This window comes from Streptomyces sp. NPDC034084 (assembly GCF_055575535.1).
In genome coordinates, this window is the sequence record NZ_JBVISK010000001.1 from 878,263 (window position 1) to 891,320 (window position 13,058).

The window sequence follows — 13,058 nt, forward strand, 5'->3', positions numbered from 1 at the left end:
GCCTGCCCGGGGCCGCCCCCATCGGCACTCGAACGTGCGTACTTTAGGGCGAGCTTGTCCCGGAATGTCGACGAGCGTGTAACAGGGGTTAGGGGAGCATGCGGAAGCGGAAGACCCCCGGCATGAACCACAACACCCCCATCCCTCCCCGCCCCCTCCCCCTCTCCTCCCGCACCGGCCGGACGCAACGCCTCGCCTCCGCCGACCAGTTGAGGGCGCAGGGCGTCCCCGCCGCCGAGGTCGCCGCCCACTGCCGGCCCGGCGGCTGGCAGCAGCTGCTGCCCGGTGTCTTCCTGCTCCAGCCCGGACCGCCCACCAGCGAGGACCGGCTGCACGCGGCGCTGCTGTACGCCCGCAGGGCCGGGGCCGTGCCCCCGCAGGGACCCGACGCGATGATCACCGGGCTCGCGGCGCTCACCCTGCACCGCTTCCCCTCCGCTCCCCCGCTGACCGCCCTGGACCGGATCGACGTGCTCGTGTCGCGCACCCGGCGGCTGCGCTCGACGGGCTGGGTGCGGGTGGTGCGCGCCCCCGAGGTCCCCGAGCCGGTGGAGCTCACGGGCGTGCCCGTCGCCCCGGTCGCCCGCGCCGTCGCCGACGCGGTGTCGGGCCTCTCGGACACGGAGACGGTACGCCGGCTGCTCACCGAGGCCGTGCGCGGCGGTCACTGCGAACCGGGCGTGGTGGTAAGGGAGTTGAGCCGGGCACGGCTGCTCTCCCGGCCGCACGTGGTGGACGCGGTGGACTCGCTGCTCGCCGAGGGGCGCTCGCTCTCCGAGCAGCGGCTCTACGAGATGGTGCGGGAGTTCGCGCTCCCGGACCCGCTGTGGAACGTGGACCTGCGGATGCCGGGCGGCCCGCACCTGGGCGGGGTGGACGCCTACTGGCCGGACCAGGCGGTCGCCGTGGAGCTGGACACCCGGGCGCCCCGGCAGGACGACGACGAGCTGTGGACCGAGTACACCCGCAAGCGGGAGCACCTGGAGCGGCTCGGCATCACGGTCGTCCACCTCACCCCGCGCAAGCTGCGCGAGGCGATGGACCAGCAGGCCACCGTGGTCCGTACGGCCCTGATGGCCGCGCCGGACCGGCAGCCCGCCACGTATGTCGTCGTCCTGCCGCGGTGAGCGCTACTTCTTCGGGTCGGTGCCGCAGAACTCGGCCTCGATGACGTTCTGGGTGCCGCCCGTCCAGTCGGCGTTGAAGTTGCCGGCGAGGGAGTGCTCGCCGTCGCGGGTCACCTGGGCGAAAGAGGTGGAGCCGTGGATGCCGCCGCCGTGGCCCCAGATCTCCTCTCCGCAGCTGAGCTTCTCCTTCATGATCCCGAGGCCGTAGCCGACGTTCGGGTGCTCGGGGATCGCGACCGTGGTGGTCATCTCCTTCAGACCGCCCTTCGTGAGGAGCCGGCCCTTGAGCAGTGCGCGGTAGAAGGTCTGCAGGTCGCGGGAGTCGGAGATGATCTCGCCCGCCGCGCCCGCGAGGCTCGGGTTGAGCGCGGAGACGTCGTGGACGGGGGCGTTCACGTCCCGGGAGAGCTTCGAGTACGCCGGGCTGCTGGGCTCCGGCATGGCCGAGCGGGTCCCGGGGACGGTGGTGGCGCGGAGCTTGAGCGGCTTGATGACGCGGTTCTCGACGGCCTTGCCGTAGGGGCGGCCGGTGACCTTCTCGATCACCATGCCGGCGAGGACGAAGTTGGTGTTGGAGTAGTTCCAGCCGGCGCCCGGGGCGAAGTCGGGCCGGTGGGCCATGGCGACGCCGACGAGCTGCCGCGAGGTCCAGGTGTCGTAGCGGTGCTCCAGGAAGCCGGGGCCGAAGACCCGCTCCTGGAAGGCGGGGTCCTCCGTGTAGCTGTAGATACCGCTGGTGTGGTTGAGCAGCTGACGGACGGTGATCTTCCGGCCGTCGTGGCCGTGGCCGCGGACGACGCCGGGGAGCCACTTCTCGACCCGGTCGTCGAGGTCGATACGGCCCTCGGCCTGGAGCTGGAGGAGGACGGTGGCGGTGAAGGTCTTGGTGATGGAGCCGACCCGGTAGCGGTCGTCGCCCGCGCGCTCGCCGGCGGTGCCGGTCCAGCGGTCGTGTCCGTCACGGGCCTGGGCGACGGCGCCGGGCACGCCCTCGGCGGCGGCGGCGTCCAGGGCCCGCTGGGTGGCCGCGTGGTCCGGCTTCGCGGAGGCGGTCTTCGCGGGGGCCCGCTCCGTGGAGGCCGCGAGGGCGGGAGTGGCGAGAGCGGTGGCGGTGAGGCCCGCGACGAGGGTGGCGGCGAGGACGGTACGGGCACGGCGGGCGGTGCGTATGGCTGACATGCGGGCTCCCCTGATCGTTCTGCTGCGGTCGGGTGAGGGGACCGCGGGAGGACGGGCCGGGGTTGCTCGGGCTCGGGGCGGTTGAGCGTGTTTCAGCCGTTCGACGGATCGGTCAGCCGGGAGCGGCCGACCGGGGGTCGCTCGCGCCACAGGTCGAGGCCGATGTCGACGAGTTGGACGCGGGGCAGCGCGGGAACGGCGTCGAGGGGGTGCCAGGCGGCGAGGTCCGTGGAGCCGCCGGTCTCGTGGCGCAGGAGACCGCCGGTGACCTGGGCTTCGTAGATGATCCGCAGGCCCTGGAAGTCGCCGGGCCGGCCGAGCCGGCGGAGCCAGGGGTGCCGGATGGAGTCGATGCCGAGGAGGGCGGTGGGCTCGGTCGGATAACCCGTCTCTCCCCCTAGGCCTGACGGCCTGGGGGGACCCCCACCTCGACCTCACGGACGACGGTACGGACGGGATCCTCGCCGTGGTCCATGCCACCGCCCGGCAGGGTCCACCGCTTGGTGCCGTCCTTCGCGACCCAGCGGGCGAGGAGCACCCCGCCGTCCCGGACGCACACGGCATAGGCCGCCACCCTCAACTCCTGCTGCATGGAACGAGGTTAGAACCAGTACGCGGGGTACGTCCGCCCCGTCACCCGGGCCGCGCCGAGCCCGACGGCGACCAGGAGGAGGGTGGCGAGGGCGAGAAGGCCGAGAAACGACCAGAAGGGCGCGGACTGGAGGGCGACGATGACGGCCGTGGCGGCGGCGGGCGAGTGCGGGGTACGGGCGAGCGTCATCACCCCGAGAGCGAGGCCGCCCGCGACGGCGGCGCCCCACGGGCCGGGGCCGGCCAGGGCGAGGACCGCGAAGCCGGTGAGGGCGGAGAGCAGCTGGCCGCCGACGACCGAGCGCGGCTGGGAGAGCGGCAGGTCGGGGGCGCCGGCCACGAGGGCCATGCTGGCGGCGAGGGGCGGGATGAGCAGGGGCTGGTGGAGGAGGGCGCCGACGCCGACCAGGAGGAGGAGCGCGGTGACGGCGGCGGCCGTGGAGGCGAGCACGACGCGGGGGTGGGGGCGGGCGGGAGGCCGCCGGCGCGTGGGGAAGGGCGGCATGGCCACGGGGGCCGGAGCGGTGGTCACGGGCGGTCCTCGGGAGTCGGCGTTCTCGGGGGAGGCACGGTCAGGGCGTGGTCGGGTTGGACGGGGAGTACTCCGGGGGTGACCAGCGCAGGGGGCTGCCGGCCGGGGTCTCGACCGTGCGGTCGACGCGGAAGCGGACGACGCGGCCCCCGGGGCCGTACTCGGCGTGCGCGCGGCCGCTCAGCTGGAGGGTGAGTCCCGTCTCCCAGTCGAGGAAGAGCAGTCCCGCGCGGCCGTCCGACTCCAGGTTGCCGAGGGTCAGGAACATCGCGTTGCCCGGGTAGTCGCGCCAGCTGAGCTCCCGGGGCGTGTCGACCCGGACGAAGCCGGGGTTGCCGCCGCGGTGGCTCGCGTCGACGCCGTCGGGGGCGGCGGTGGAGACGAAGAAGGTGTCGGCGGCGCGGATCCGGCGCACCTGGTCGGGGGTGAGCGCCTCGCCGTGCCGCGCGGCACCGGCCTCGGGGCCGGCGGGCTGGGAGCCGTACCACTCCCGCTTCTGAAGGTACTTGGGGCAGTTGGAGAAGACCTGCTCGGCCTCGACGGTGAAGCCGCGTGCGCTCGTCCGGGCGATGCCGTTGAGGCGCATGCGGCGGCGGGTGCGGGGGTCGAGGGCGAGCGTGCCGACGGGGGCGCCGTCGGGGGTGCCCTCGGGGAGGGCGGCGGCCACGGAGACCGTGTGCGGGCCGGTGGCGCGGACGAAGCCGGGTGCGCCGGTGAGCAGGCTCGACCAGACGCGGCCCTCGCGGTCCGCCGCGCCGATCACCAGCATCGGCTGGGCCGCGAGGAAGGCGGCGGCGATGGGCCGGATGCCGTCGGTGAGGGAGCGGCCGGCGTGGTCCGCGCGGTCGCGGACGCCGACGCGCTCCTGCACGGCCAGGGAGCCGGGGTGGTACGCGTTGTTCACGGGGCCTCCGTTCGGTGCCGGGTCGGTGGGTGCGGGTGCGGCCCTGGGCGCGGGCGCGCGTTCGGCGTTGTGCCCACCCGTTCCGCCCCGGCGGAACGATTGCCCACAACGAGGTGCGACTAGAAGAAACCGCAGGTCGGAGCCGTTTCCGACGGGGCTTCTGCCTCTTCCGCGCCCTTCGGGACCGAGATTTCCAGGCGGGTGCCGTCGGGGTCGTGGAAGAAGATGCCGCCGGAGGCCGCCCCCTCGCGGTGGGCGACGACACCCTCGTACGCGAAGGAGGCGCCGCGCGCGGTGAGCGCGGCCTCGGCGGCGCGGACGTGCTCGATGGACTCGGCCTCGAAGGCGAGGTGGTGGAGGCCGGGCCGGCCGGAGTCGTAGGCGCCCTCGGACTGCTGCCAGAGGGTGAGGACCAGGCGGCCGTCCTGGCCGAGGAAGGCGTAGCGGCTGTCCTTCTCCGCGCCCTCGCCGAGGACCTCGAAGCCGAGGACGTCGCCGTAGAAGGCGAGCGAGCGGTCCAGGTCGGTGACGTTGAGGCCGACGTGGTGGGTGGCGAGCGTGCCGATCGCGGACATGAGGGTTCCCTCCCCTGACGTGGCCACCCCCTGGGGGCTAACCTCTTAATTCGACTTTAGAGGTTAGTCGCGGAGAGAGTCAACCACTCCCGTACGCTTGAGTGGTTAGTTCACCGAGGAGGGTGTCCGCCATGACCGCCATCGACCCCCGGCCGCTCACCGGCGAGCCCGTCTCCCTGGACCTGCTCAACACCCACTGGAACAAGGAAGGCGTCCGCCAGGACCTGCTGGCGGAGGTCGAGGGGCTCGCCGTCTGGCTCACCACCAACGGCCTGGAGGAGCGGTTCGCCGCCGACGCGACCACCTTGCGGCACACCCTCACCGCCCGGGACGCGCTCGCCGCGCTCGTCGACCACCCCGGCGACCCCGCCGCCACCGCGCGCGTCGACGCCGTCCTCGGCCACGGCCGCATCCGCGCCACGCTCACCGCCGAGGGCCCCGGCGAGGAGGCCGAGTTCGCCGATCCCGCCTGGGGCCCCGGCTGGACCGCCGCCCGCGACTACCTCGACCTGCTGCGCACGGCGCCGGACCGGATCCGGGCCTGCGCCCACGAGGCCTGCATCCTGCACTTCTTCGACACCTCGCGGAACGGCACCCGCCGCTGGTGCCGGATGGCGGTCTGCGGAAACCGCGCCAAGGCCTCCCGCCATCACGCCCGTACCAAGGAGAGTTGACCCCGGTCGACGGGCAACTCGCCCCGGTCCGGACCGTTTCGTTCCTCGTGGCGCCTTCCCCGCGCTGGCGGGTATACGCCGCGGCGGCATTCCGACCCTGGGCAACTCTCCACAAAACCCTGTGTCTTACGAAAGGCTGAGCGGTCATCCGGCTTCAGAATCCGGACACTCTCCTTTCACCCACAGGGATGTAGATGACCACCCCCGAAACTCGGAGCTCCATACCCGGCAGCTCGACGCACGGGCCCAGACGCGCGGCCCGTATCGCGGCCGCCGCCGGACTCGTCGCCGCGCTGGTCGCGACCGGTGCCGCGCCCGTGCTCGCCGCCGACGACCCGGCCACCACTCCCCCGGTCAAGGCCTCGGACCCCGCCGACAAGCTGGGCGCCATCGACGCCCAGCGGCTCACCGAGGCCCAGGCGAGCGGCGAGAAGAACGTCACCGTCCTCGTCGCCACCGTCCCCGGCGCCACCGAGCAGGTCGCCGAGCAGCTCGACGCCGTCGCCGGCGGCTCCGTCGGCAAGCGGCAGGACGCGCTCGGCTACGTCCGCGCGACCCTGCCGACCGCCAAGGCCGCGGCCGCCATCAAGGCCGCCACCCGCCTCTCCTCCGTCCAGTCCGTCGACCTCCAGGCCGAGATCCCGCTGGACGACCCGACGCCGGACGCGGGCGCCGCGACGGGTGCCGTCGCCGGCACCACCGTCACGACGACGTACCCGGCGCCGAGCAAGGCCACCCCGGCGAAGAACCCGTACAACCCGTCGCACGAGACGGGGGCGGTCGACTTCGTCCAGGAGCACCCGAAGGCCGACGGCCGCGGCGTGACCATCGGCATCCTGGACTCCGGTGTGGACCTCGGCCACCCGGCGCTGCAGAAGACCAGCACCGGCGAGCGCAAGATCGTCGACTGGGTCACCGCCACCGACCCGCTGACCGAGGGCGACGCCACCTGGCGCGCCCAGATCACCCCGGTCACCGGCCCGGTCTTCACCGCCTCCGCACAGAGCTGGACGGCCCCGGCGGGCTCGTACCAGTTCAGCCGCTTCTCCGAGGCGGCCACCGCGGGCGGCGACCCGAAGGGCGACATCAACCGGGACGGCGACACCACCGACGTCTTCGGCTTGCTGTACGACCCGGCCGCCGGAACCGTCCGCGTGGACACCGACCAGAACAACGACTTCACGGACAACGCGCCGATGAAGCCGTACAAGGACGGGTACCAGGTCGGGTACTTCGGTACCGACAACCCGGCCACCGAGGTCGCCGAGCGCACCCCGTTCGTCGTGGAGATCCGCAAGGACGTCCCCATGGACCCGCTGGGCGGGACCTGGGTCGGCCAGAAGCGCGACTTCGTCAACATCGGTCTCGTCGAGTCCTCGCACGGCACCCACGTCGCCGGCATCACCGCCGCCCACAGCCTCTTCGGCGGCCGGATGAACGGCGCCGCGCCCGGCGCGAAGATCGTCTCCTCGCGCGCGTGCACCTGGTCCGGCGGCTGCACCAACACGGCCCTGACCGAGGGCATGACGGACCTCGTCGTCAACCGCGGCGTCGACATCGTCAACATGTCGATCGGCGGCCTGCCGCAGCAGAACGACGGCGACAACGTCCGCTCGCGCCTCTACACCCGCCTGGTCGACCAGTACGGCGTCCAGCTGGTCATCTCGGCCGGCAACGAGGGCCCCGGCATCAACACGATCGGCGACCCCGGCCTGGCCGACAAGGTCCTGTCGGTCGGCGCGGCCGTCTCCAAGGAGACCTGGGCCGCCAACTACGGCTCGGCCGTCGAGAAGAAGTACGCCATGTTCCCCTTCTCCTCGCGCGGCCCGCGTGAGGACGGCGGCTTCACCCCGACCATCACCGCCCCCGGCTCGGCCGTGAACACCATCCCGACCTGGCTGCCGGGCGCCGGCGTCGCCGAGTCGGGCTACACCCTGCCCGCCGGCTACGGCATGCTCAACGGCACCTCGATGTCCTCGCCGCAGGCGGCGGGCGCGAGCGCGCTGCTGATCTCGGCCGCGAAGCAGAAGGGCATCGCGCTCTCCCCGCTCACCCTGCGGACCGCGCTGACCTCCACCGCGCAGCGCATCCCCGGTGTCGCCGCGCACGAGCAGGGCTCGGGCCTCATCGACATCGAGGAGGCCTGGGAGTCGATCAAGGACGGCGCCACCGCCCACGACTACAAGGTCGAGGCCCCGGTCGACACCGTGATCTTCCCGGCCCCGCACACCGGCACCGGTGTGTACGACCGCGAGGGCGGCCTCAAGGTCGGCCAGAAGCGCGTCTACGACGTCACCCTCACGCGCACGAGCGGCCCGAACCGGCCGATCGAGCACGAGCTGGACCTCAAGTACAACGACGGCACCTTCCGCATCCTCGGCGACGACGAGATCGACCTGCCGCTGAACAAGCCGGTCACCGTCAAGCTCCAGGCCCGCGCCGCCACCGCCGGTGCGCACAGCGTCATCCTGGAGGCCGACGACGAGCGCACCGAGGGCGTCGACAAGCAGATCCTCGCCACCTCGATCGTCGCGAACGACCTGGCCGCCCCGGGCTACGGCTTCTCCGCCGCCGGCTCGGTGCAGCGCAACAGCAGCAAGTCCTACTTCGTCACCGTGCCGGAGGGCGCCAAGACGCTGGAGGTCGCGCTCGGCGGTCTGAAGGAGAAGAGCCAGACCCGGTTCATCTCGATCCACCCGGTCGGCGTGGGCGTCGAGGACAGCGCCACCACCCAGTGCTACCCGCACTACAACCCGGCCAACACCTGCCGCCCGGACCTGCGGTCCTACGCGGACCCGACGCCCGGCGTCTGGGAGGTCGAGGTCGAGGCCCGTCGCACGTCGCCGGACCTGGACAACCCGTACACGCTGAACGTCACGGCCCTCGGCGCCGACTTCGACCCGGCCGTCCAGACGGTCGCCGAGGCGAAGATCGGCACCCCGGCCGCCGTCCAGTGGACGGTCACCAACCGCTTCGCGGACATCGCGGGCACCCTCAAGGGCGGCTCCCTCGGCTCGCAGAAGAGCGAGACGCCGACCATCCAGCACCACGAGCAGCACACCAAGACCGTCACCATCGGTGAGGGCGTGGAGCGGCTCGACATCGCCATCGGCAACACCTCCGACAAGGCCGCCGACCTCGACCTCACGGTCACGCTGAACGGCAAGACCGTGGGCCAGTCGGCGGACGGCGACTCGGAGGAGTCCGTCTCCCTGCTGAAGCCGGCCCCGGGCACGTACACCGTCGTCGTCGACGGTTACTCGGTCCAGGCCGCGGGCGGCACCACGTACGACTACAAGGACGTTTACTACTCGTCCTCCCTCGGCACCGTGAAGGTGGACGGCTCGAAGCCGGTCACCCTGGCCAACGGCGCCTCCGCCCCGGTGGCGGCCGAGGTCGTCGTCGCCGGCGCGGCCCCCGAGGGACGCCAGTTCTTCGGCGAGGTCCAGCTGCTCAACGCGCGCGGCACCGTCGCGGGCACCGGCAGCGTCCTGATCGGCACCGTCACCCCGTGACACCGGGTGCGTGAGGGGGCGGGTGCCGGAACCGGCGCCCGCCCCTTTCGCGTCCGGAAGATCGTCGTCGCGACGCGTCCCGACCTGTGGACAATGGATTGGACAAGGTGCCCGGGGACATACGCATCATGGACCGGCAGCACCCTGCACATACGTACGGAGGAGTCCCCCGTGAAGGTCGGAATCGTCGGAGCCACCGGTCAGGTCGGCACAGTCATGCGGAAGATCCTGGCCGAGCGGAAGTTCCCGGTGGACGAGCTGCGGCTCTTCGCCTCCGCGCGCTCCGCCGGCACCGTCGTCGACGGCATCACGGTCGAGGACGCCTCCACCGCCGACTACACCGGCCTCGACATCGTGCTCTTCTCCGCCGGTGGCGCCACCTCCAAGGCCCTCGCCGAGAAGGTCGCCTCGCAGGGCGCCGTCGTGATCGACAACTCCTCCGCCTGGCGCCGCGACCCCGAGGTCCCGCTGGTGGTCTCCGAGGTCAACCCGCACGCGATCAAGGACCGCCCCAAGGGCATCATCGCCAACCCGAACTGCACCACGATGGCCGCCATGCCGGTCCTCAAGCCGCTCCACCAGGAGGCCGGCCTCACCGCGCTGATCGCCACCACCTACCAGGCCGTCTCCGGCTCGGGCGTGGCCGGCGTCGCCGAGCTGCGCACGCAGGCGTGCGCCGTGGCCGAGACCGCCGACCAGCTGGCCTTCGACGGCGAGGCCGTCGAGTTCCCCGAGCCCGCCGTCTACAAGCGGCCGATCGCCTTCAACGTGGTCCCGCTGGCCGGCTCGATCGTCGACGACGGCAGCTTCGAGACCGACGAGGAGCAGAAGCTCCGCAACGAGTCCCGCAAGATCCTGGAGATCCCCGAGCTCAAGGTCTCCGGCACCTGCGTCCGCGTCCCGGTCTTCTCCGGCCACTCGCTCCAGGTCAACGTCCGCTTCGAGCGCCCGATCAGCGTCGAGCGCGCCTACGAGCTCCTCAAGGACGCCGAGGGCGTCGAGCTCTCCGAGATCCCGACCCCGCTCCAGGCGGCCGGCAAGGACGCCTCCTACGTGGGCCGCATCCGCGTGGACGAGACCGTCGAGAACGGTCTCGCGCTCTTCCTCTCCAACGACAACCTCCGCAAGGGCGCCGCGCTCAACGCGGTGCAGATCGCGGAGCTGGTGGCGGCCGAGCTCAAGGGCTGACACCCGCACGCACCCCTGAGGGGCGGCCGTCCGTGGGACGGCCGCCCCTCGCGTGTTCGCCCTGGGAAATGCGCGATGCGCGGGCCGACGGCCCCGTGGAAGGATGGGCCAAACGTCACGAAACCGAGGAGTTGACCGGGTGCCTGGTACGAACCTGACCCGTGAAGAGGCTCAGCAGCGGGCGGCGCTGCTGACCGTGGACGCGTACGAGGTCGACCTCGACCTCACCGGTGCGCAGGAGGGCGGCACCTACCGGTCCGTCACCACCGTCCGCTTCGATTCCGCAGAGGGAGGCGCCGAGACCTTCATCGACCTCGTCGCCCCCGCCGTCCACGAGGCCGTGCTGAACGGGCACGCGCTGGACGTGGCCGCCGTCTTCCGCGACTCGCGGATCGCGCTGCCCCATCTGAAGCAGGGCCGCAACGAGCTCCGCGTCGTCGCGGACTGCGCGTACACGAACACCGGTGAGGGTCTGCACCGCTTCGTCGACCCGGTCGACGGACAGGCCTATCTGTACACGCAGTTCGAGGTGCCGGACGCGCGCCGGGTCTTCGCCTCCTTCGAGCAGCCGGACCTCAAGGCGACCTTCCAGTTCACGGTGAAGGCGCCGGAGGGCTGGAGCGTCATCTCCAACTCGCCGACCCCGGAGCCGAAGGACGGGGTGTGGGTCTTCGAGCCGACCCCGCGCATCTCCACGTACATCACGGCCCTGATCGTCGGCCCGTACCACTCGGTCCACTCGACGTACGAGAAGGACGGGCAGACCGTCCCGCTGGGCATCTACTGCCGCCCCTCGCTGGCCGAGTTCCTCGACGCGGACCACATCTTCGACGTGACCCGCCAGGGCTTCGACTGGTTCCAGGAGAAGTTCGCGTACGACTACCCCTTCGCCAAGTACGACCAGCTGTTCGTGCCGGAGTTCAACGCGGGCGCGATGGAGAACGCGGGCGCGGTCACCATCCGCGACCAGTACGTCTTCCGCTCGAAGGTGACGGACGCGGCGTACGAGCGGCGCGCCGAGACCATCCTCCACGAGCTCGCCCACATGTGGTTCGGCGACCTCGTCACCATGGAGTGGTGGAACGACCTGTGGCTGAACGAGTCGTTCGCCACCTACACCTCGGTCGCCTGCCAGGCCTCCGTGGCGGGCACCCGCTGGCCGAACGCCTGGACCACCTTCGCCAACGCGGAGAAGACCTGGGCCTACCGGCAGGACCAGCTGCCGTCGACGCACCCGATCATGGCCGAGATCAACGACCTGGAGGACGTGCTCGTCAACTTCGACGGGATCACGTACGCCAAGGGCGCCTCGGTCCTGAAGCAGCTCGTGGCGTACGTCGGCCAGGACGAGTTCTTCAAGGGCGTGCAGGCCTACTTCCAGGCCCACGCCTTCGGGAACACCCGCCTGTCCGACCTCCTCGGCGCCCTGGAGGAGACCTCCGGCCGTGACCTGAAGACCTGGTCGAAGGCGTGGCTGGAGACGGCCGGCATCAACATCCTCCGGCCGGAGATCGAGACCGACGCGGACGGTGTCATCACCGCCTTCGCCGTCCGCCAGGAGGCCCCGGCGCTGCCCGCCGGCGCCAAGGGCGAGGCGGTGCTCCGCCCGCACCGCATCGCGATCGGCTTCTACGACCTGGACGAGACCGGCAAGCTGGTCCGCACCGACCGTCTGGAGCTGGACATCGCGGCGGCCGGGCTGACCCCCGTGGAGCAGCTGGTCGGCAAGGCGCGCCCGGCGGTCGTCCTCCTCAACGACGACGACCTGTCGTACGCGAAGGTCCGCCTCGACGAGGTGTCCCTGAAGAACGTCACCGTGCACCTCGGCGACTTCGCCGAGTCCCTGCCGCGCGCGCTGTGCTGGGCCTCGGCCTGGGACATGACCCGCGACGGCGAGCTGGCCACCCGGGACTACCTGGACCTGGTGCTCTCGGGCATCGCCAAGGAGTCCGACATCGGTGTGGTGCAGTCGCTCCAGGGCCAGGTGAAGGCGGCCCTCGACCTGTACGCGGCGCCGGAGTGGCGCGAGACCGGGCTGTCCCGCTGGACGGAGGCGACGCTCGCGCACCTGCGCGCCGCGGCGCCGGCGAGCGACCACCAGCTGGCGTGGGCGCGCGCCTTCGCGACGGCCGCCCGCACCCCGCAGCAGCTCGACCTGCTCGCGGCCCTTCTGGAGGGGCGCGAGACGATCGAGGGCCTGGCGGTGGACACCGAGCTGCGCTGGGCGTTCGTGCAGCGGCTCGCCGCGACCGGGGTCTACGACGAGACGGAGATCGCCGCCGAGCTGGAGCGCGACCGTACGGCGGCGGGCGAGCGGCACGCGGCCACCGCGCGCGCGGCCCGCCCGACGGAGGCGGCGAAGGCGGAGGCCTGGGCCTCGGTCGTCGAGGACGACAAGCTGGCGAACGCCGTGCAGGAGGCCGTCATCGGCGGCTTCGTCCAGTCCGACCAGCGCGAGCTGCTCACCCCGTACACCGCGAAGTACTTCGCGTCGATCAAGGGCGTCTCGGAGACCCGCAGCCACGAGATCGTGCAGCAGATCGTGGTCGGCCTCTACCCGACGTTCCAGGTCTCGCAGGAGACCCTGGACGCGACGGACGCGTGGATCGCGGAGCACGACCCGGCCCCGGCGCTGCGGCGTCTGGTGACGGAGTGCCGCGCGGGCGTCGAGCGCGCGCTGAAGGCACAGGCCGCGGACGCGGCCGCCGCCAAGTAGCACCCGGTCGTACGGAGAAGGGGCGCCCTCCCCCGCGGAGGCGCCCCTTCGCCGTGC

Annotated in this window: 9 protein-coding genes and 1 pseudogene; 5 read left to right on the forward strand and 5 right to left on the reverse strand. The window is 72.2% G+C overall.

The window, feature by feature from the left end; translation table 11 throughout:
* Window positions 1–122 precede the first annotated feature (122 nt).
* Window positions 123–1,127, forward strand: a complete 1,005-nt coding sequence (locus ACZ51I_RS04045; protein ID WP_468871691.1) for a hypothetical protein — start codon at window positions 123–125, stop codon at window positions 1,125–1,127.
* Between the two features lie 3 nt (window positions 1,128–1,130).
* Here the strand turns inward: ACZ51I_RS04045 and ACZ51I_RS04050 are convergent, their stop codons facing one another.
* The 5 genes and pseudogenes from ACZ51I_RS04050 to ACZ51I_RS04070 all read right to left on the reverse strand — a co-directional run bounded on the left by ACZ51I_RS04050 (window position 1,131) and on the right by ACZ51I_RS04070 (window position 4,908).
* Window positions 1,131–2,306, reverse strand: coding sequence for a serine hydrolase domain-containing protein (locus ACZ51I_RS04050; protein ID WP_468871331.1), 1,176 nt, complete (start codon window positions 2,304–2,306; stop codon window positions 1,131–1,133).
* Window positions 2,307–2,398: 92 nt separating this feature from the next.
* Window positions 2,399–2,898 (reverse strand): annotated as a pseudogene (locus ACZ51I_RS04055) (NUDIX hydrolase).
* 9 nt (window positions 2,899–2,907) lie between these two features.
* Window positions 2,908–3,402, reverse strand: coding sequence for an HPP family protein (locus tag ACZ51I_RS04060; RefSeq protein WP_468871692.1), 495 nt, complete (start codon window positions 3,400–3,402; stop codon window positions 2,908–2,910).
* 67 nt (window positions 3,403–3,469) lie between these two features.
* Window positions 3,470–4,333: a pyridoxamine 5'-phosphate oxidase family protein gene (locus ACZ51I_RS04065; protein WP_468871332.1), complete on the reverse strand. Its 864-nt coding sequence runs from the start codon at window positions 4,331–4,333 to the stop codon at window positions 3,470–3,472.
* A 119-nt stretch (window positions 4,334–4,452) separates the two neighbouring features.
* Window positions 4,453–4,908, reverse strand: a complete 456-nt coding sequence (locus ACZ51I_RS04070) for a VOC family protein (RefSeq protein ID WP_468871334.1) — start codon at window positions 4,906–4,908, stop codon at window positions 4,453–4,455.
* 131 nt (window positions 4,909–5,039) lie between these two features.
* Here ACZ51I_RS04070 and ACZ51I_RS04075 point away from each other — a divergent pair, with 131 nt between their 5' ends.
* The 4 genes from ACZ51I_RS04075 to pepN all read left to right on the forward strand — a co-directional run bounded on the left by ACZ51I_RS04075 (window position 5,040) and on the right by pepN (window position 13,001).
* Window positions 5,040–5,582, forward strand: a complete 543-nt coding sequence (locus ACZ51I_RS04075) for a CGNR zinc finger domain-containing protein (protein ID WP_468871336.1) — start codon at window positions 5,040–5,042, stop codon at window positions 5,580–5,582.
* A gap of 194 nt (window positions 5,583–5,776) precedes the next feature.
* Window positions 5,777–9,097: a S8 family serine peptidase gene (locus ACZ51I_RS04080; protein ID WP_468871338.1), complete on the forward strand. Its 3,321-nt coding sequence runs from the start codon at window positions 5,777–5,779 to the stop codon at window positions 9,095–9,097.
* A 171-nt stretch (window positions 9,098–9,268) separates the two neighbouring features.
* Window positions 9,269–10,285: an aspartate-semialdehyde dehydrogenase gene (locus ACZ51I_RS04085; RefSeq protein WP_468871340.1), complete on the forward strand. Its 1,017-nt coding sequence runs from the start codon at window positions 9,269–9,271 to the stop codon at window positions 10,283–10,285.
* A 139-nt stretch (window positions 10,286–10,424) separates the two neighbouring features.
* A complete protein-coding gene (gene pepN, locus ACZ51I_RS04090; protein WP_468871341.1) occupies window positions 10,425–13,001 on the forward strand; it encodes an aminopeptidase N in 2,577 nt (858 codons plus the stop codon).
* Window positions 13,002–13,058: the final 57 nt, after the last annotated feature.

Excerpts from the sequence above, each read along its gene's own strand:
- ACZ51I_RS04080 (WP_468871338.1), top strand. The coding sequence starts at position 5,777 with ATGACCACCCCCGAAACTCGGAGCTCCATACCCGGCAGCTCGACGCAC.
- ACZ51I_RS04075 (WP_468871336.1), top strand. The coding sequence starts at position 5,040 with ATGACCGCCATCGACCCCCGGCCGCTCACCGGCGAGCCCGTCTCCCTG.
- ACZ51I_RS04050 (WP_468871331.1), bottom strand. The coding sequence starts at position 2,306 with ATGTCAGCCATACGCACCGCCCGCCGTGCCCGTACCGTCCTCGCCGCC.
- ACZ51I_RS04070 (WP_468871334.1), bottom strand. The coding sequence starts at position 4,908 with ATGTCCGCGATCGGCACGCTCGCCACCCACCACGTCGGCCTCAACGTC.
- ACZ51I_RS04060 (WP_468871692.1), bottom strand. The coding sequence starts at position 3,402 with ATGCCGCCCTTCCCCACGCGCCGGCGGCCTCCCGCCCGCCCCCACCCC.
- ACZ51I_RS04045 (WP_468871691.1), top strand. The coding sequence starts at position 123 with ATGAACCACAACACCCCCATCCCTCCCCGCCCCCTCCCCCTCTCCTCC.